At 38.4% G+C, this 19712-nt stretch carries 18 protein-coding genes and 1 pseudogene; 6 read left to right on the top strand and 13 right to left on the bottom strand.

Annotated elements, in window-relative coordinates:
- Nucleotides 1–7: 7 nt before the first annotated feature.
- From AC3E9U_RS14275 to AC3E9U_RS14230, 10 genes and pseudogenes are all read right to left on the bottom strand, one after another.
- Nucleotides 8–4386: pseudogene (locus AC3E9U_RS14275) on the bottom strand (CusA/CzcA family heavy metal efflux RND transporter).
- An 85-nt stretch (nt 4387–4471) separates the two neighbouring features.
- Nucleotides 4472–4798, bottom strand: coding sequence for a DUF6660 family protein (locus AC3E9U_RS14270; RefSeq protein WP_488747593.1), 327 nt, complete (start codon nt 4796–4798; stop codon nt 4472–4474).
- A gap of 67 nt (nt 4799–4865) precedes the next feature.
- The gene (locus tag AC3E9U_RS14265; protein WP_488747592.1) at nt 4866–5378 is read right to left on the bottom strand and encodes a 4'-phosphopantetheinyl transferase family protein; all 513 of its coding nucleotides are present in this window, start codon (nt 5376–5378) and stop codon (nt 4866–4868) included.
- Nucleotides 5375–5629: an acyl carrier protein gene (locus tag AC3E9U_RS14260; protein WP_488747591.1), complete on the bottom strand. Its 255-nt coding sequence runs from the start codon at nt 5627–5629 to the stop codon at nt 5375–5377. Before AC3E9U_RS14260 ends, AC3E9U_RS14265 begins: the two co-directional genes overlap by 4 nt.
- On the bottom strand, nt 5626–6900 hold the full coding sequence (locus AC3E9U_RS14255) for a beta-ketoacyl-[acyl-carrier-protein] synthase family protein (RefSeq protein ID WP_488747590.1): 1275 nt from the start codon (nt 6898–6900) through the stop codon (nt 5626–5628). Before AC3E9U_RS14255 ends, AC3E9U_RS14260 begins: the two co-directional genes overlap by 4 nt.
- On the bottom strand, nt 6897–7334 hold the full coding sequence (locus AC3E9U_RS14250; protein WP_488747589.1) for a 3-hydroxyacyl-ACP dehydratase FabZ family protein: 438 nt from the start codon (nt 7332–7334) through the stop codon (nt 6897–6899). Before AC3E9U_RS14250 ends, AC3E9U_RS14255 begins: the two co-directional genes overlap by 4 nt.
- 19 nt (nt 7335–7353) lie before the next feature.
- Nucleotides 7354–8406, bottom strand: coding sequence for a type III polyketide synthase (locus AC3E9U_RS14245; protein WP_488747588.1), 1053 nt, complete (start codon nt 8404–8406; stop codon nt 7354–7356).
- On the bottom strand, nt 8403–9116 hold the full coding sequence (locus AC3E9U_RS14240; protein ID WP_488747587.1) for a methyltransferase domain-containing protein: 714 nt from the start codon (nt 9114–9116) through the stop codon (nt 8403–8405). Before AC3E9U_RS14240 ends, AC3E9U_RS14245 begins: the two co-directional genes overlap by 4 nt.
- Before the next feature lie 3 nt (nt 9117–9119).
- Nucleotides 9120–10244: an NAD(P)/FAD-dependent oxidoreductase gene (locus AC3E9U_RS14235; protein ID WP_488747586.1), complete on the bottom strand. Its 1125-nt coding sequence runs from the start codon at nt 10242–10244 to the stop codon at nt 9120–9122.
- A gap of 386 nt (nt 10245–10630) precedes the next feature.
- Nucleotides 10631–11392, bottom strand: a complete 762-nt coding sequence (locus tag AC3E9U_RS14230; RefSeq protein ID WP_488747585.1) for an XRE family transcriptional regulator — start codon at nt 11390–11392, stop codon at nt 10631–10633.
- A 103-nt stretch (nt 11393–11495) separates the two neighbouring features.
- Here AC3E9U_RS14230 and AC3E9U_RS14225 point away from each other — a divergent pair, with 103 nt between their 5' ends.
- Nucleotides 11496–12881: an exonuclease domain-containing protein gene (locus AC3E9U_RS14225; RefSeq protein ID WP_488747584.1), complete on the top strand. Its 1386-nt coding sequence runs from the start codon at nt 11496–11498 to the stop codon at nt 12879–12881.
- A gap of 21 nt (nt 12882–12902) precedes the next feature.
- Nucleotides 12903–13505, top strand: a complete 603-nt coding sequence (locus AC3E9U_RS14220) for an alpha-ketoglutarate-dependent dioxygenase AlkB family protein (protein ID WP_488747583.1) — start codon at nt 12903–12905, stop codon at nt 13503–13505.
- A gap of 73 nt (nt 13506–13578) precedes the next feature.
- On the opposite strand, the gene AC3E9U_RS14215 is transcribed toward AC3E9U_RS14220, so the two are convergent.
- The 3 genes from AC3E9U_RS14215 to AC3E9U_RS14205 form a co-directional block, all read right to left on the bottom strand.
- On the bottom strand, nt 13579–13854 hold the full coding sequence (locus tag AC3E9U_RS14215) for a hypothetical protein (protein WP_488747582.1): 276 nt from the start codon (nt 13852–13854) through the stop codon (nt 13579–13581).
- Nucleotides 13855–13963: 109 nt separating this feature from the next.
- Nucleotides 13964–14431, bottom strand: a complete 468-nt coding sequence (locus AC3E9U_RS14210; protein WP_488747581.1) for a hypothetical protein — start codon at nt 14429–14431, stop codon at nt 13964–13966.
- A gap of 11 nt (nt 14432–14442) precedes the next feature.
- A complete protein-coding gene (locus AC3E9U_RS14205) occupies nt 14443–15501 on the bottom strand; it encodes a tetratricopeptide repeat protein (RefSeq protein ID WP_488747580.1) in 1059 nt (352 codons plus the stop codon).
- Nucleotides 15502–15845: 344 nt separating this feature from the next.
- Here AC3E9U_RS14205 and AC3E9U_RS14200 point away from each other — a divergent pair, with 344 nt between their 5' ends.
- Genes AC3E9U_RS14200 through AC3E9U_RS14185 form a run of 4 tightly spaced genes read left to right on the top strand, consistent with a single transcriptional unit; the run spans nt 15846 to nt 19712 of the window.
- On the top strand, nt 15846–17096 hold the full coding sequence (locus tag AC3E9U_RS14200; protein WP_488747579.1) for a TolC family protein: 1251 nt from the start codon (nt 15846–15848) through the stop codon (nt 17094–17096).
- 15 nt (nt 17097–17111) lie between these two features.
- Nucleotides 17112–18011 carry an HlyD family secretion protein gene (locus AC3E9U_RS14195; RefSeq protein WP_488747578.1) on the top strand — a complete coding sequence of 300 codons (900 nt, stop codon included), beginning with the start codon at nt 17112–17114 and terminating at the stop codon, nt 18009–18011.
- 11 nt (nt 18012–18022) lie between these two features.
- Complete coding sequence (locus tag AC3E9U_RS14190) at nt 18023–18997, top strand: ABC transporter ATP-binding protein (RefSeq protein ID WP_488747577.1); 975 nt, start codon at nt 18023–18025, stop codon at nt 18995–18997.
- Nucleotides 18975–19712, top strand: coding sequence for an ABC transporter ATP-binding protein (locus tag AC3E9U_RS14185; RefSeq protein WP_488747576.1), 738 nt, complete (start codon nt 18975–18977; stop codon nt 19710–19712). Before AC3E9U_RS14190 ends, AC3E9U_RS14185 begins: the two co-directional genes overlap by 23 nt.

The following is a 19712-nucleotide window of genomic DNA, read 5'->3' as shown; positions in this document are numbered from 1 at the left end:
ATTTCGTTTAATTAGTGATAAGGGTTGGATATTGCAACTGAATGGCGCTTTGATTGTAAAGATTGACTGAGTCCGCAAACTGCTTTTTAATATCAATCGCCTGATTTAAAAAACTGATGTACGTCCAGTAACTCATATCTCCGTTCGCATAACTTTTTTGCGAGGTTACTATGATTTGTTCTGCAAATTGGAGTCCTTCTTTTTTATAATAATCTACACCTTTCTTATACTTTTCAAATTCGTTCCGGAGATGTTGCTGTTGCAGACCAAAAGTCATTTGCGTCTTTTCCACTTGCAGCTGCGCTTGTGAACGACTGATCTCAGAAGCTTTTGCTCTGGTCGTATTTACACTTCCAAACAAAGGAATTTGCAAACCGGCAGTGAAACCCTGGAAATAAAGCTCTTTGTCCAAACTCTGAATAAAATAGCCTAAACCTAATTTAGGCATTCGTTGCGCTTTGAAAGTCTGCATTTCTTTTTCATAAACATTCGCCTGTTGCTCGTAAAATCCGATCACCAATCCTTGCGCTTTCTCAGATCCTTTGGTTTGTGCGTTATATTCTAAATCGGTTGCGACATCCGGAATTACATCATCAGTTGTCTGGAGAAAATACTGAAACTGATTTTGATAGCGAGCCAAATCGTATTCCAGCTGACCTTTCAAAGTTTCAATTTCCTTTACCTTAGCCTTAGCACTGATCACTTCAATTTTCCCGCTTTCTCCCGTATTAAAACGTAATTCGGCGTTTTTAAGGAATTTGCTGTAGATATCATAAAGTTCGTTATTTAGTTTTTGCTGAGAAACCCCATACAAATACTGATAATAACTTAGCGTAACTGCTTTTTCAATTTCATATTCTGATAGCGCTTTCTGTCTTTCAGCCAATTTTGCCAACTCCTCCTGCAACTGACGGTTCGCCTTTGTCGCACCTCCAATGGGGAAATATTGCTGCAGTGAGATATTGTTATCAAAATCTTTACTGTTGAACTGTCCGCCCTGATATTGAATTTGCAGCGGGTCAGCCTGAAAAGCTGCTTTCTTTAAAGTATTTTGTTTTTCGATTTCTTTATCAGCAATTTTTAATTCGGAGCTGTTCTTCTTAGCCATGCTGGTTGCCTGTTCCAGAGAGATTGGCGTATTTTGGGAAAAGCCAGCTACTGAAAAGCATATGGTTACTACTGATATAATAGTTTTTGAAATTTTAGTTTTCATTTTTCTTCTGTTTTTTATAGCTCATTTTGGTCATCCGAAACCTCATTCACCTTGTTGGAAAATATCTTTTTTTGTGAGGTTTCAAATAATAAATATAAAATTGGTAAAACAATTAATGTTAGTAATGTTGCAGAGAACAAACCGCCAATTACCACGGTAGCTAATGGTTTTTGCACTTCGGCTCCGCTTCCGTTAGATAAGGCCATTGGCAGGAAACCAAGTGAGGCTACTGCAGCAGTCATTAAAACTGGACGTAATCGAACTTTTGTTCCAACATAAATACGCTCTACTACATTGTTCATTCCTTCTTTTTTAAGTTGATTGAAGTATGATATCAATACAATTCCGTTAAGTACCGCAATACCAAAGAGAGCAATAAATCCAATACCGGCAGAAATACTGAACGGCATACCGCGTAACCAAAGGGTAAAAACTCCGCCGATGGCTGATAAAGGAATAGCGGTGAAAATCAAAAGTGCCTGTTTGATACTATTAAAAGTGAAATAAAGAAGCACCATAATCAATCCCAGAGCAATTGGCAAGGCAACTGATAGCCTTTTATTTGCCTCAATCAGGTTTTGAAACTGACCACCATAGGTGATATAATATCCGGCCGGAAGTTTAAAATCAGCATCAACTTTTTGCTGAATTTCTTCCACCACACTTTTGATATCACGACCGCGGACATTTAGACCAACAGTGATACGTCGTTTACCGTCTTCACGACTCACCTGAACCGGTCCCTGCTCATAGCTGATATTTGCAACTTGAGACAAAGGAACTTGTTGACCATTAGGAAGTGGCACAAACAAATTGCTCACATCAGACATATCCGTTCGGTGTTCTTTATCCATGCGGACAACTACATCGAAACGTTTGCTCTCTTCATAGATCTTACCTGCACTTTCGCCTGCAAATGAAGAGCGTATGATTTTATTGATGTCCGTAATATTCAGTCCGTAAAGAGCAATTTTATCATAATCATATTTGATTGTAATTTGCGGTAAACCGGTTACTTTTTCTGCTTTTAAGTCACCTACTCCTTCAATTGTATTGATTTTTTTGGTCAACTCCTCCGCTTTATTCGCTAACACTTCCAGATCGTCTCCGAAAATCTTAATTGCAATATCACTGCGGCTACCACTCATTAGCTCATTAAATCGCATCTGAATGGGTTGAGAAATCTCGATAGTTGCACCCGGTATCTTTTCCATTTCTTCTTTCATCAGATTGGCCAGGTCCTCCCAATTATCGGCGGTTGTCCATTCGTCTTTATCTTTTAGGACAATGATCAAGTCACCGCTTTCAATCGGCATCGGGTCTGTTGGAATTTCTCCACTACCAATTTTAGAGACAATGTTTTTTATCTCCGGAAATTTAGCTTTGAGCAACTGTTCATATTTTGTGGTGGTTTCTACCATTTGGGATAGAGAACTACCTGTCATGATAGTCGCATTGATCGCTAAATCGCCTTCCTCCAGTGTCGGGATGAACTCTCCTCCCATCCGATTGAAAATTACCAACGACGTGGCAAATAAGCCTATTGCAATTACTAAAACGATTCTTTTGATTCTAAGAGCTTTTTCCAAAAAAGTTTCATAAATGCCTTCAAACCAAGTCATCATTTTATCACTGAAATTTTCTTTATGTTTCGTCTTTTTTGACAAGAATAATGAACTCATCATCGGAACATATGTCAGCGATAAAACAAACGCTCCAATTACGGCAAAACCAACAGTTAGAGCCATAGGTTTGAACATTTTTCCTTCGGTTCCGATTAGTGACAATATTGGAATGTACACAATCAGAATAATAATCTCTCCGAAGGCGGCACTGTTACGGATCTTGGAAGCAGAATTAAAGACTTCTTCATCCATTTCCTTTTGGGTCAAAGCCTTCTTCCGTTTGAGATTGTAAAGATGGTGCATGGTCGCTTCCACAATAATTACAGCGCCATCGACAATAATTCCGAAATCGATTGCTCCTAAACTCATCAAGTTACCACTTACCCCGAAAAGATTCATCAAAATAATCGCAAACAACATTGACAGTGGTATCACTGAAGCTACCACCAATCCCGCCCGCAGATTTCCTAAAAACAGAATTAAGACAAAAATTACAATTAACGCTCCTTCTATTAGGTTTTTGGTAACTGTGCCAATAGCATTGTCGACTAACTTTCCTCTGTCAATAAAAGGTTCGGCAACCACACCTTCCGGAAGCGATTTGTTGATTTGAGCCATTTTTTCTTTGACCCGTTCGACAACAGCTCTGGAATTTTCTCCTTTAAGCATCAAAGCTAATCCACAAACGATTTCGCCTTTACCATCTTTAGTGGAAGCACCGTAGCGCAGAGCAATTCCTTCACGAACCTGAGCCACATCTCTCACTAACACCGGCGCACCGTTTCGGTTTTTGATTACTACATTTTCCAAATCTTTAATTCCGGATGCCATGCCAACACCTCGGATGAAATAAGCATACTGGTCTTTTTCGATATAGGCTCCTCCGGTATTCTGATTGTTTTTCTCAAGAGCATCGAAGATTTCCGAAATGGTGACCCCTAGACTGTTCAATCGATTAGGATTAACTGAAATTTCATACTGTCTAAGTTTTCCACCCCAAGTACTTACTTCGGCAACACCTTTTACTCCCTGCAATTGCGGCGTGATAATCCAATCTTGGATGGTTCTTAATTTTACCGCGTCGTATTTGTCTTCATAGCCTTTTTTGGCATATACGTCGTACTGAAAAATTTCGCCTAATCCCGTTGTAATTGGTGCTAATTCGGGAGAACCTGCGTACGCCGGAATGTTTTCTTCCGCTTGTTTTAATCGCTGAAAGATTTGTTCGCGAGCCCAGTAAATGTCAGCTTCTTCTTCAAAAACGACGGTAACAACAGATAAACCAAAACGAGAAATACTCCGCAATTCGATTACTTTTGGAATTGTCTTTACGGCCTGTTCAAGCGGGTAAGTAATTAACTGCTCTACTTCCTGACTGGCGAGAGTCGGAGCAGTTGTTATGATTTGCACCTGATTATTGGTTACATCAGGCAGAGCGTCTATAGGTAGATTCTTTATCGAATAACTACCCCAAGCGACTAAAATTAATGTCAAGAAGAGTATAATGAACTTGTTCTTTATACTAAATTGAATGATTCTATCCAGCATTATATAATGAATATGTTTTAAACAATATTGTTTTTAGTTGCGTTTGGACACAACAACTCGACCCGAAATCACTCGGGCCTATTCATTATACTATTTGAGGGGGCTGCCAAATACTTCCAAAGAAGCTGGAAGCAAAAACCGATTTGTAAAAGGGTTCTTTTGTTTTAATTTCCGACAGTACTTTCTGAAATTCGAATGTCAAAAACGGCTGGTATACCAAAATCTGAGCACCGCAGCAATTACAGGCACAAAAAGGAGGACAAGTGTCCTTTTGTTTATCATGTGAGTGACTTTCATGACCGGTACTGTGAGTAATAGATTCATGAGCAAGACTATTGACCTCCATATCCGAACAAGGAATGGACGTTAATACTATTAGGTAAATCGATAATATGATGTTTAACCACTTCACAGCTGTAAAAATAACAATAAAATTTAGACGAATTAATTCCTCTTACATTTTTTAAGACTTTTTAAAACTAGCGGGAATCAGCAGCTATAATTACCACTTTTTCAAATCGGCCATGATGACTAACGGAAACATCTTTACCACTACTTTTTGCCGAAGTTACTAAATGAGGAATACCGTATTTATCTTTTGTAATGCCCTTGCGTTCAATCTCAATCACATTATCAAGATCATCCAAATGAGTGACAGCTATAGTATGAATACTGTCTTGACAAATGAATGTTTTGGTGTAATAGACATTTTCTTCGTAAGTAACCTTGCCTATACTATAAGCACCATTTTGCGAACATATAGTACACGCAAATTTCTTCGGAACATATTCTCTTATTTTGGTTTGTCTGTTATAGATTTTATAAGCCGCTTCTTTCATGCTCCAAAGCCGCCAAACCATGATCTCCGGTTCCGGATGAAGTAATATAACCGATTGTTCATCAGCCGTAAAAAGCTTTTCAATAAAGCCCTTTCTTTGCCAATTGCTTTCCTGTCTTGATTGCAGTATATCGATCACATCATTGCCTATCATTTTCCGGCGAGTTTGGTCTCTATTATTTCGACGGAGGTTCTTACATCAAGCATTCGTTGCATGTCTGTATTATCTATAACCACATCAAAAGCCATTTCGATATCCAATATAATATCTACCAGATTAGACGAATTAATATTAAGATCGTTGATAAAATCAGTGTCTTCCGAAAGCTTGTCATACGCCTCTGTGTTTGTAGTATAAGGCTTGATGATTTCTTTTAGTTTTGCAATAAGTTCATCTCTTTTCATGGTTCAAATTTTTTAAATATTATACATGTATTTACATCTCCAAAACCAAAACTTGCCTTGGCAATTATATTCAGGTTCGCATTTATTGTTTTTAGAGGGACTTTCGAGGTATCGATCAGTGCAGCAATTTCCGAATGCAGGTCTTCACAGTTGCTATTCCCGAATAAAAACCCTTCATGAAGCTGCAGCACCGCCGCAACACTTTCTATGCTTCCGGCACCACTGAGACAATGCCCCGTCAAACTTTTCAGAGAATTAATATACGGAAAGTCGCTTCCGTTTCGACCCAGTGCTTTTGTCCAGTTTTCGATTTCCAGACTATCTTTTGTTGTTGCCGTAAGATGTCCGTTTATGGCATCTACGTCATTTCCTGAAATTCCGGCATTGGTGAGCGCATCCATAATGCATCTTTGTACGGCGGTGCTGTTAGGTGCCGTCATGCTTCCGTTGCCACGCTGACCGCCCGAATTCACATTACCGCCTAATACTTCCGCGTAAATGGTGGCACCACGCTCTAAGGCACTTTCCAAGTCCTCTACTACTAACGCCCCTGCCCCGCTACCCGGAACAAATCCTGCTGCTGTGGCGCTCATGGGACGGGATCCCTGCTCCGGATTATCGTTATATTTCGAGCTGCAAACACGCAGGGCATCAAATCCGGCCCAGATGTAAGGACCACTATCTCCGGTGCTTCCAGCCAATATACGTTTTGCCTGTCCGGAACGAATTCGGTCATAAGCCATCATGATCGACTCGCTGCCTGTCGTACAAGCTGAAGAGTTTGTCGTAACCTGATTACCAAAACCAAGTTTACCGCCCAGATAAGCGCTGACGCCACTATTCATGGTTTGTGCCACTACAGTACTGCCCAATCTTCGGGTTTGCAGTTCATCTATTTTATAAATACTTTCCCGAAACTTGTCAATACCCGAGGTACCGGTTCCAAATATGGTTCCGCTGTCCCAATCCGGTTCTTCAGGGATTGCTATAGACAATCCTGCATTTTTCCAGGCTTCCAAACCTGCGATAACACCATATAAAATTCCTGAACTGTTAAATCCCCGCAGTTCAAGTTCTGTAAAATACTGCGACTTCAATTCGGCTGATATTTCCGGCTGACCCGCTATCTGACACGAAAACTGCAGGTCCTCCAAATGAGTACTATGTTTTATGCCGGATACACCATTTTTTAAAGCGTATGTGAACGCCGGAATTCCGACCCCATTTGGAGCCACAACACCTAATCCTGTTATTACAACTCGTTTATTCATAATTTTCTTGTGATCATACCTGCAACAATACCTTTGCAAACTTCCTGTCCGGCTTCGTTTTTCATAACCACATCGCACTTAAGTTTGCCAAACCTGAAATAGGTTTTCTGAGAAATCACCGTTACTTTCTCATTGGCGTAAACCGGTTTCAAAAATTGCATATCAGCCGATGTAAATGCTATGGCAATATCTTCTTCAACTTCATTATCAAGTAAATAAATACCAAAGCAAACTAAACCGATCTGTGCCATGGTTTCGGTTAAAATAACGCCTGGAGTCACCGGGTAATCTTTAAAATGCCCTTTATAAAAATCAAGGTCTTCCGTAAATGTATATGTACCGGTAACGCCGTTTTCATCAGCATGCAACAATTCATCCACAAATAAGAAAGGCTTACTGTAGGGTAACTTTGTTATGATATCATTCAATTCCATAATTTTTCTGTTATCCAAATTACCATTTCAGTAAAACCCGTTGTGCTGAAAATCCGGGGCCAAAACTAAGCATCAGACCTTTTTCTCCCGGTTGCGGACTATCATCCATAATACGTTCTAAAACATACAAAACTGTTGCACTAGACATATTACCGTATTGTTTAAGCACTTCTTTCGTATCCTCAATATTTTTGCCCAATCCGGAAAAAAGTGATTCCACTGTACTGACTATTTTTTTTCCTCCGGGATGAAATATCATATGGTCTATATTCCGAATTTCTAAATCATTTTTTTGCAGAAACGGGTGAATGATGTCTTCAAAATGTGAGGAAATTGTATCCGGTACGTCAACATCCAGTATCATTTGCAGGCCGTTGTTGGTTAGCTTAAAACCCATCATGTGTTCCGCATCATAAAAATGATACATTTGTTCGTCGAGTATTTCAGGTCCGTAATCTTCTTCACTTGATGACAACAGACAACAAGCTGCTCCGTCGCCGAAAATGGCAGCGCTGACAATATTAGGCATGGAAAAATCAGTAAGCTGAAATGTTGCTGTAGGCGATTCCACGGCTATTACCGCAGCACGTTTACCCGGATTAGCCTGAAGAAAGTTCTTTGCATATATGATGCCCGATATCCCCGCTGCGCAACCCATTTCGGTTACAGGTAAACGCACAATATCCTGTTTTAGTTTCATTTTATTGATCAGATAAGCATCTAAGGAAGGTATCATGATACCGGTACAGCTTACCGTAATAATATAATCCAGTGATTGGGGTTCCCAACCTGCTTTCGAAAGTGCTTTTTCCAGTACTTTTTCACCTAAAACAATAACTTCCCGGCTGTAAATATCATTTTTATCTTCAAAGGAAGTTGGTGTAAAAACGTCAACCGGATCCATTATGGAATAACGCTTATCCACAGCGGCTCCTTCAAAAATCTTTTTTACTTTTTTTATAAAACGTTCGTCATGTCCTGCAAGCCATCCATCCACCAATGGAAGTATATCGGCAGTAGTACGTGAATATTTCGGTAGTTGCTTTGCAACCGTTACTATTTTTACACTCATCCTTTAGCGATTATCCATTGGTAGCGAAACGCCCATCTCCAGTTAATAGAGTAGTTTTTTAAATTTAATTTTTTTGAGAAGCTCTCGAGTTCGTTTTTTTTAAATCCTCTTAATATTGACACCAGCCCATCTTCCCGTGAGATCCTGTTCAGTTTAAAAACAGCACAGATAATTCCAAAGAGCCTGTAAGCCAGTTTACTGCGATGCAAATCGTTTATTACAATCCCTATGGTCGCATTTTTATTAAAGATACTCATTAAACTTAGTATCTGCTCGTTCGTAAAGTGATGAAGCGTTAGCGTACATAAAGCAATGTCATAGTGAAGTGCAGAAAAGTCTTCATTAAAAACATCCATACACCTATATTCAATATTCGTATAATCTTCTGATAATCTTTTAGCATGCTCTACCGTAAACGCGTTTGCATCAATACCTAATAATTTAAAATTAAAACTCTTTTTTCTTCCATAGTCAGCCAGCATACGCAGCATATCGCCATTGCCACAGCCTATGTCAGCAATATGTATTTCTTTAGACTTACCTGCATTATTCAACAATTGCTTTATTCCGTGTAGTGTCAGGTTATTACCGCCAAGCCATTGATTTATACGGGCAATTTTGTCGAGTGCATCACGTAACTCTTCGCCCTGAAGTGAAAAATCATCCATGATCTCTGTTTCCTGTGTCCTGTATTTTGTGCTTATGTCCATCTGCTAAATGGTTATAGGGTTGCCATGGGTTTGTTTTATTATACCACGCAATACCGCCGGCGACACTGCCACAAGTGCCATAAGTACATTGGTGACAAGTTTATTTGTTAAAACGTTAGCCAGAATTCTCCCCATACGCATCCGCCCTGCAAAATTCTTTTTCCATTGTTGAGCATATGCGTGCTCTAACAACTCGCGTGATGGCAACTTACCGGAATGATAATCCAGGGCTAACTCCGATGCAATTTTAGCACTGTGTATTGCCATCGCCATTCCGTTACCGCATAATGGGTGAATTAGGCCAGCCGTATCACCAATCATCAACATGTGATTTTCAACAGGTTGCTTTTTTTCAAAAGATACCTGGCTGATAGTGATTGATTTATCAAATAGCATTTGACTGTTTTCGAAAACCGATTTCAGATGCTTGTTTTTATACAGGACATTACGCTGATAATCTTCAATATTTTTATACTGTTTAAAAGTGGCATAATCGGCCAGATAACAAATATTTATAACGTCTTTTTCAACTTTTGATACACCGCAATACCCCCCCTTAAAGGTGTGCAAAGCCACGACATCGTTAGCAAAATTGCCTGAATAATGAGCCTTAACAGCTAACCATGGCGATTTTCTACTGATAAAATCACGCGACAGGATCTGGTCGATATTTGATCGCTTGCCGAAAGCACCTAAAACTATCTTTGCTGATAAAATCTGATTTGAAGTTACAACTGTAAAAGTATCATTGCTAAAAGAAACGTTGTTAACCGTTTCATTAAGAACAGTACAACCTTTTTCTATAGCCTTTTTATATAAAAAATTATCCAATTCATAACGACTGATACCAAAACCTCCCAACGGAAGTTCAGCACTTGCGACCTTGCCATTGCATGCAGAAAATTCAAACCTGTTAATATGAGTCGGTTGCAATTCTGAAACATTTGCACCAAGCCAATTAAGATAGGGCAAGATCTCGTTGGAAACATATTCACCGCACACCTTATGTTTGGGATAAGGTGATTTTTCGATTAAAGCTACTCTTAATCCTTTTTGAGACAAATGAATAGCGCCCGCCAAACCGGCAAGTCCTCCACCAATAATAAGCACATCCGGATTTGTTCCCATACATAGCAATTTACTTATAAAATCTCAATATTTTAACATTATTTCATTAAAAATTAATTCTAAATTTTAAAAAACATCCCCAGGTTAAATTATCTGTAATCATCATATTTACCAAACATGATTGCAGACATTGTCTAAAGCCTAATCCGTCGCGTTCCACCATCTCCACTTTTTGGTAAGGTATGTCCATAAGCGATCTGGTGATTAAAACTTCCCCTAATTTATCTGTTTCAATCGAGAACACATAAATTGAGAAGGCTTACATGAATCTCGTAAAAATTTGTATGTGAAGAATAAGAATATATAATTTCTATTTTAGGTATAGAACTCTTTTTGAAGAGTAATTTCGCCTCTATCGTCGGCAATTGTTTCTGAAGTTCCACCAATTACCTTCTCGGTAGTTCTTTAATTTCCCGTTTTAATTCGAGGAACATTCCTTTTATAGCATCAGAATCAGAAAGAACTTGTTTGGAGTCATTTCTTCCGATATGCGCCACATATTCCCATATTTCAATGATATCAGCCAGATTAATTTCATAGGGATGATAAAAGCTGTTATCTGAGGCGACTGTCATTGTATCCGAATTCAGGTCTGTCATTCTTTTATAAATGATTCCCTCACTTATGGTAACCAGTACATAAGTTTTGTCTGATTTTAGTTCTTTCAGGTTTTCTATATAACGACCTACTATAAAACTGTGATCATCATGAGGCGGCATGGAATCACCCCCAACCGGAAACGCCCTCATTTTTCCCAATCCTAAAAAGGGCAAGGATACCTGCTGAAGATTTTCTATGAACTCAGTATCCGCATAACCTGACAAATATCCTGCGCGGGCCTTATGCGATACAATTTCAATCAGATTGTTCCCATCGCTATCAACCGCTATTGGTAAAACGATGCGGTTATCTTCCAGTTGCAGCAAACTGTCAATTGAAATTTTTCTCAGATCTACCGTAAGTAAAAGATCAATGCTGACATGATAAAATCTTGAGATAATGAGCAAAGCTTCTGCCGGTGGCGTATTTTTTCCGTATTCATATTTTTTATACTGATCCAGACCGAATTTCATTCCGTCCGCCGCTTCCCGTTGGGATAAGTTTCGCCGACTTCTCAACCATTTCAAATTGTCAGAAATGTACAACATATGTTAAAGGGATTTTAAATCACTGCAAATATACTTTTTTCAGGGATTATAAATCCTAATTTTGTAAAAGACTGTAAACCATTGGAGAAGAGAGGACGATCAAATGAAAGAAACAGAATATGCAATAGTAGATATCGAAACTACCGGCGGAAATGCCAGTGGCAGCCGCATTACGGAAATTGCAATATTGATTCACAATGGCAAGGCAGTTGTTGATCGTTGGGAGACGCTTGTCAATCCGGAAAAAGATATTCCGCTTCCTATTTTTGCGCTGACAGGCATTACAAACGAAATGGTAAGTACAGCACCCATTTTTGATGATATCGCAGAAAAGGTTTTAGAACTGCTTACGAATCGGATCTTCGTAGCGCATAACGTTAATTTTGATTATTCCTTTGTGCGCCACGAACTGGAAAGGTCAGGATTTAAGTGGACGGCAAGAAAACTATGCACCGTACGGGCAGCCCGAAAAATAAGACCCGGTTTTTCCTCTTACAGTTTGGGCAATCTTTGCAATTCATTAAACATACAAATCGAAAACCGTCACCGTGCTGGTGGTGATGCTGATGCTACGTCAATACTTTTTTCAAAATTACTGGAATGGGATACCGAAGGCGAGATGACCAAAATGCTTAAAAAAGCAGCTAAGGATCAACGACTTCCTCCTAACCTACCCTTAGAGGATTTTGAACAGTTACCTGAAAAACCCGGGGTTTATTATTTTTACAATGAGGTGAAAAAAGTCATTTATGTTGGTAAAGCCATCAACTTAAAAAAACGGGTTGCCTCTCATTTCAGCGGTCATAATATCAGTCCGCAGCGACAGCATTTTTTAAAAGATATCCATGCCATATCCTATGAGCTCTGCGGCACCGAACTGATGGCTCTTTTATTGGAATGTACGGAGATAAAAAAATTATGGCCTTCGTACAACAGGGCTTTGAAACGTTTTGAACCGAAATTCGGACTCTTTGAATATGAAGCCCGTAACGGTTTCAAATACCTGGCGATTGGTAAAATCAGTAAAGGGCAATCGTGTATCGAACATTTTAATACCCTATACGAAGGAATAAATTTGTTACGCAATCTTGTTGAACAATTTGGCATTGATCAACGGTTCTGCAACTACGGCACCTCTCATGAAAATGAATTGCTTCCAAAACCGGATCAAACCAATTTGCCGGATTTAGATGTGCATAATCACAATGTTGATGACGCGCTTTATTTTTTATCAAAAACCCGTCCCAGCTTTGCTATTATGGATAAGGGAAGATCTTCGGAAGAACGCAGTTGCATCTGGGTTGAAAACGGTCATTTTTACGGAATGGGTTATATCTCATCGGATATTCAGGTGAATGAACTTTATGAGCTCAAAGACCATCTTACCCCGTATCACAGCAATCAATATATCATGCATCTGTTATATAGTTATGCTGAAAAATACCCGGGTAAAATAAAGAAATACGAAATAAAAGATACCCTAAATTAAGATCGAAATAGTTAAGAAATCATGACACTATTCAATGACACAGAAATTTTCGGATCCGGTACCCGGGGTAAAAAAATATTTGATGCTCCCAATGCTGATTTAATGTTAATAGACAATTTTTTCAGCAAAGAAGAATCGGACCATTATTACAATACGCTGATGAATAACACGGTGTGGCGCGAATATGAAATGCCCATGTATGATAAAACAGTAAAAGCCCCACGCATGGTTTCATGGTATGGAGATAATAACGAGAATTTAAATTGGCCATCAGAATTGCTAACCATAAAAGAAAAGGTCGAAAAGGAAACATTGATCAGTTTCAATGCTGTTCTGCTAAATCTGTACCGAAATGGTAACGATGGTGTATCATGGCACAGCGACAAAACTTCCAGCATCAACAAAGACATGATTATCGCATCCGTTACTTTTGGGGAAACGAGGATGTTTCGGTTACGCCATAAATTCCTGAAAGATGTGCCGCAAATAGAAATCCCTTTATATCACGGTTCTTTTTTATTGATAGCCGGATCCACAAACAGCTATTGGGAGCATCAGGTTCCTAAAACAAGGCGGGAAGTACTTCCGAGAATTAATCTGACTTTCAGACAAAGTAAGTTTTGATTTAATTGAGACAGTCAAGAGTTGAGAGATAGCGGATGGAAGACTGCAGATTATCAGATTGTGTTTTGTGCTGTCAGTTTGCAATAAGAAACTCATCTTTAAACTCTTTCTGTTCATCTACATATAAATAATATTTACTTGTTTTTCTAAATTCCGCATCATGCTGTAATTCAATTACGATTTGAAGACAAGGCGTCGGAATAAAACTATGGTCTAGCAATATCGCTATAGATTTTGGAATTATTTTTACTACGTCCTCTCTACACTCTTCCTCAATATTATTGTAATATTCAATTGCTAAGTGATATAGTTCTTCCTTATTGTCTAAAATATTTTTATAGGTATCCATTGTTCATAATGAACTTAAAAAATTAAAAAAAATCCACGCAAAAAGGCTAATCCAACAAAGGATTTGCCTAATTTATGAAGTAAATCCATGCTATCGGATCAGAAATAATTTATATAATGATTTTCTGTTTAGAATTTTCATGGAATTTTTGCAGCTTCCAGATGAATCCCAGGAGGATGATCGCGATACTATTCACAGAAATAAAGAACTGAGAATTAGAACCTAAATTTAGTTCGAAGGCACTGAATCCGAAATTATAAATCAGTAAGGTATCTTCGGTAATATCAATTCCAAAAGAAGCGTGGATTCCCAATAGACATTTAAAAGCGAAGCCGGCTATACCAAAACTTACAACTTGTATAATCTGGTTATACAATGAAAAAGCAAATCCTTTTGAATAACTCTTTTTTAATAATAAATAACCACAGTAAACCGAAAATAAATTTAAGGCAAGAATCAGTATCATTACGGCTGAATGCATGACAACGTTCATCAGGAATAAAAACAGTATTCCCGAAACACCGCTAAAAATTTGGTAAATTGCCAGGTAGTTTACTTTTTGTTCGAATTTTTTCATTTAATGTAACGCTATTCTCTAATAAACATATTCTTATTATTTATTTTCAGGTAATTGTCTTCATCGGTAAACCATGCTGCAAATGCATCGTATTTCTCTTTATTGTTTTTAAGCCATTCCGAAAATTCCTCCTCCGCACCGACTTGCAGTATATATCGGTTATAGGTTTCCAACATTCCTTTATCAAGCATCAATTTTTGATATTCAAATAAAACATTTGGATATTTTTTATAATCTTCTTTGAAGTAGTTCTTGATAAATTCAACTCGGATTGCAGAAAGCGAATTCAAATTTATTTCCTTCTTGCCCCATATACTCATGATGAAATGCTTTCCGAAAATACCACAGAAAGGCATTGTAAACTCATCCTTTTTAAGATTTCGGGCATCTACCACAACTTGGCAGAAATCAATTTTTACATCATCCCCGTTAAATGTAATGGATTCTTTATACGTATCAAAAAGTAATTTGCTTATTTCAGCCGTACGCTTACTTGTTCGCTCCAGATTCATGAAGATCTCGCCATACATCAGTCCGGATAATTTGTCGGTTGAATTTAAATATAAAACAGCGAGTCTGTAATAATTGGAAGAAAAAGAAGGATCGGCTTTGATTCCTTCTTCATAATTGATAACCGCTTCGTCATATTTTTTCTGAGCAAAAAATATATTTCCTTTTTCTAAATGAAGATTTCCTGCATAAGGAAACTTTTTCATTCCTGCCTCGTATTCTTTTATTGCCAGCTCCGGTTTGTCCAGATAACTATAACAGTTTCCTGATAGCTGATAAATGTTACTTGTGGCGTTTTTATATTTTTTGGTTTTATTCAAAATTTCGATTGCCGTTTCGTATTCCTTTTTAAGAGCATAGGCCATAGCAATCTCATAAGGATACGTACAGTCTTTTTTATCTAATTTCTCGCACTCTTTCAGCAGTTCGATACTCTCGTCTAATTTTCCTGCATCCATTTTATTGATTGCATCCCTGGCCTTAGCCTTAGCAAGTTCACTGTCTTGGGAAAACATATGCAACGACGTTAGAAACACTGATAGTAAGAGTATTTTTCTCATATAGAAATTAATTTAATATGCTATTATTTTTAATCTGTTTACAATTCTCAAACATAACTATTTCATTCCAATCCTACCCTCTCGTGTTTTGGTAATTTTGTGATTATTTACAGCATTATGAGGATTATAATCCCCGCGGAAAACAAATATTGATTTCCGAAGATGCATTTAATTTTCAAACAACCGATTTTACTGATTATCAAAAGATTATTTGCAGGAAAAATCAGTAATCAGAAAAAAAATCATTAACTTCATAAGGCCAAAGATTGCATCAGTTATTTATTTGGAATTGAATACGTTAATGGCAGCAGCGGATTTTAAATGGAAATCAAATTTAAACCGGGATGAAAAGTAGGTTAGCATTGTTTCTGTTTTTTGTTTTTTGTACCACAAACGGGCAAATAACCCTTGATGGCTGCCAGCAAAAAGCCCAAGCCAACTATCCGTTAATTAAGCAATATGACTTAATTGCCAAATCATCCGAGTTTACTATTTCAAATGCTAATAAAGCTTATCTCCCCCAGGTAAGCATCACGGCAATAGGTGGTTATATCTTCAATGGTTTACCTGAATTTTCAATACCCGGTCAGGTTCCTTCCCAGCAGAACAATGCGCAATTCATCGGAATCGGCCAAATCAATCAGACCTTATGGGACGGCGGCGCAACCCGTGCTCAAAAAGATATTGCAAAAACAAGTGCCGAAGTCGAAAAATCGGCAGTTGATGTTTCCCTGTACTCTATCCGCGAACGAGTCAATCAGCTCTTTTTCGGAATTTTAGTGATTGACGAGCAAACCAAGCAATTGGAGCTTTTATCAAACGATTTGAGATTAAATCTGAACAAAGTCAAACTCTCAAAAGAGAACGGTTTAGCTTATACTTCCGATGTTGATGAAGTGAAAGCTGAGTTGCTAAATTTGGAACAAAAAAAAATTGAATTCGATTATACCCGTAATGGTTATGTGCAAATGTTATCTTACCTCATCGGGGAAAAACTTGAGGAAAATGTAAAACCTGAAAAACCTGTTACGTTAGAGTCTGCAGAAATGCTTTCCAATAATCGGCCGGAATTAAGTCTGTACGCCAATCAGCAGAAACTTATTGAATCCCGTTCCTCTTTAAATAAAGTTTCCAATATGCCAAAACTTGGTTTATTGGGCGCCGGCGTTTTGATTGAACCGGGTTTGAATTTCGGTCCGTCAAAGTTTAACGGATTTGCTTTAGCGGGTTTGAGTTTGTCCTGGAATACGTCGGGTTTGTATAAAACCAACAACAATAAGAATCTTGAGAAAATCGAAATTGAGAAAATCAAAACACAACAGGAAACCTTTTTGTTCAACAATCAATTGCAGCTGACACAAACCAACAGTGAAATCGAAAAACAAAAAGCGATCATTACCAAAGATGAAGAAATCATTAAACTGAAAGGGAATATCAAAAAATCTTATCAGCTTATGTACGAAAATGGAATGTGTGCGATGAATGATCTTATAACCGCCATGAACAAAGAGAATGAAGCGATAGGAAATCAGGCGTTGCACAAAATCCAATTGCTCATGAGCCTATACAATTATAAAACAATTAGTGGTAACTGATTATAACGATACGAAATGGATGTCAATTTTTACAAAATAAGCATTGCAGCGCTTTGCATCGTCCTGTCTTCCTGCGGCGATAAGGAAAGCGCTAATGAGGCTTCAGGAACATTTGAGGCGACGGAAACCATTGTTTCTTCAGAAGCTAACGGTAAAATCCTGGCGCTGACCATCAACGAAGGCGACGTATTGAAACTTGGACAGAAAGTGGGCTACATCGACAGTACACAATTGTATTTATCAAAACTGCAGTTAAAACAAGGTAAGAAAGTCATTTTATCAGGCCGTCCCAATATTGAAATTCAGATTGAAGCGTTGCAAAAAGAACGCGAAAATGCAATTAAAGACAAAAACCGCATCGAAAATCTTGTGAAAGGCGGCGTTGCTTCCCAAAAACAACTGGATGATGCCAATTCTAAAATAGCCGTTATCCAATCTAAAATTAATGCTTTAAGAAGTCAACTGACAACCACAACGACTAACCTCAACGAACAAAGCGGAACGGTTGAAATTCAGATGGAGCAACTCGAAGACCAACTGAAAAAATGCAATATTATAAATCCGGTTGCAGGTACGGTACTGACCAAATATGCCAATGTTTACGAAATGGCTGCCGTCGGAAAACCGATATACAAAATTGCTGATTTGTCTTCCATCAAATTGAGAGCTTATATTACCGCTTCGCAATTCGCCAAAATTAAAATTGGTGACAAGGTCAAGATAAATGTGGATGCTGAAGAAGGAAAATCAAAATCCTATGACGGAACTGTGGAATGGATCAACAGCAAAGCCGAGTTTACGCCGAAATCCATTCAAACCGAAGATGAAAGGGCCAATCTGGTTTACGCGGTAAAAATCAGCGTTAAGAACGACGGACTTTTGAAAATAGGCATGTACGGAACAGTAGTTTTTTAAACGATCATCTCATGGACACTAAAACCGATACTATTTCCATTCAGGTTGACCACATAACCAAATCCTATGGCAATGGAAAAATAATGGCTATACTGGACGTGTCTTTTCAGGTAAAAAAAGGCGAAGTATTTGGATTGATCGGTCCGGACGGTGCAGGCAAAACTACCCTATTCCGAATATTAACTACGCTTTTAAAACCGGATTCAGGAAATGCTTTAGTAGATGGGTTTGATGTCGTGCAAGATTTTAAAACCATCAGGCAACGCGTTGGTTATATGCCCGGAAGATTTTCACTTTATCAGGATTTGTCGGTTGAAGAAAACCTGACTTTCTTTGCCACCGTTTTTAAAACTACTATTAAAGAAAATTACGGACTGATAAAAGACATCTACCAACAGATAGAACCTTTTAAAACACGTAAAGCCGGAGCGCTTTCGGGTGGAATGAAACAAAAACTGGCTTTGTGCTGCGCGTTGATCCATAAGCCGTCGGTTCTATTTCTAGATGAACCCACCACCGGCGTCGATCCGGTTTCCCGAAAAGAATTTTGGGGCATGCTCAAAAATCTGAAGGCACAAGGGATTACCATTTTGGTTTCCACACCCTATATGGACGAAGCTACTCTTTGCGACCGAATAGCTTTAATTACCGAAGGCAAAATATTAAAAATCGATACACCTAAAAATATGATAGTTCAATTTGATAAAGTACTTTGGTCGGTTCAGAGTAACGATATGTATCGACTGTTGATTGATCTACGCCACTATCCCGATGTTAAGACCTGTTTTGCTTTCGGTGATACGCATCATGTTACTTTCGATTCAGAAGAATTTTCAAAAGAAGCGCTCAATACTTTTCTGCTTGAAAAAGGACATAAAGAAATCCATATACAACAAACCCAGCCAAGCATTGAGGATTGTTACATGAATTTAGACATCAGAAAAACCAAATCAGGAAACACAAATGAAAGCTATAGAGGTTACTAATCTGGTAAAACGTTTTGGTCATTTCACTGCGGTGGACCAAATTACTTTTGACGTCGATCAAGGGGAAATCTTTGGCTTTCTTGGTGCCAACGGAGCCGGAAAAACTACCGCCATACGTATGTTATGCGGTTTGAGCATTCCTTCAGATGGCCAAGGGAATGTTGCGGGTTTTGATATCCGTAAAGATCCTGAAGAAATTAAAAAGAATATCGGTTATATGAGTCAGAAGTTCTCGCTCTACAATGATCTCAAAGTATGGGAAAACATAAAGCTCTTCGCCGGAATTTACGGAATGGAGAAAAATGAAATAAGCGCAAAGACGAACGAACTTTTGGATAAACTAAACTTTGAGAGAGAGCGAAATACATTGGTTAAAGACCTTCCGCTTGGATGGAAACAGAAACTGGCTTTCTCTGTTTCGATCTTCCATAATCCGAAAATTGTGTTTCTGGATGAACCAACAGGTGGTGTCGATCCGTTTACACGCAGGCAATTTTGGGAACTGATTTACGAAGCTTCTTCACGGGGAATTACGGTTTTCGTAACAACTCATTATATGGATGAAGCGGAATATTGCAATCGTGTTTCGATTATGGTTGACGGCCGAATCGAAGCATTGGATACGCCCAAAAATCTAAAACAGAAGTACCAAGCCACCAATATGGATGAAGTATTTCAGCAGCTGGCAAGAAAAGCAAACCGAAAATCAGATTAA

The organism is Flavobacterium sp. 21.1 (genome assembly GCF_057801535.1).
The sequence above is the reverse complement of the archived record's forward strand: the minus strand, read 5'-3'. Positions and strand labels throughout refer to the sequence as shown.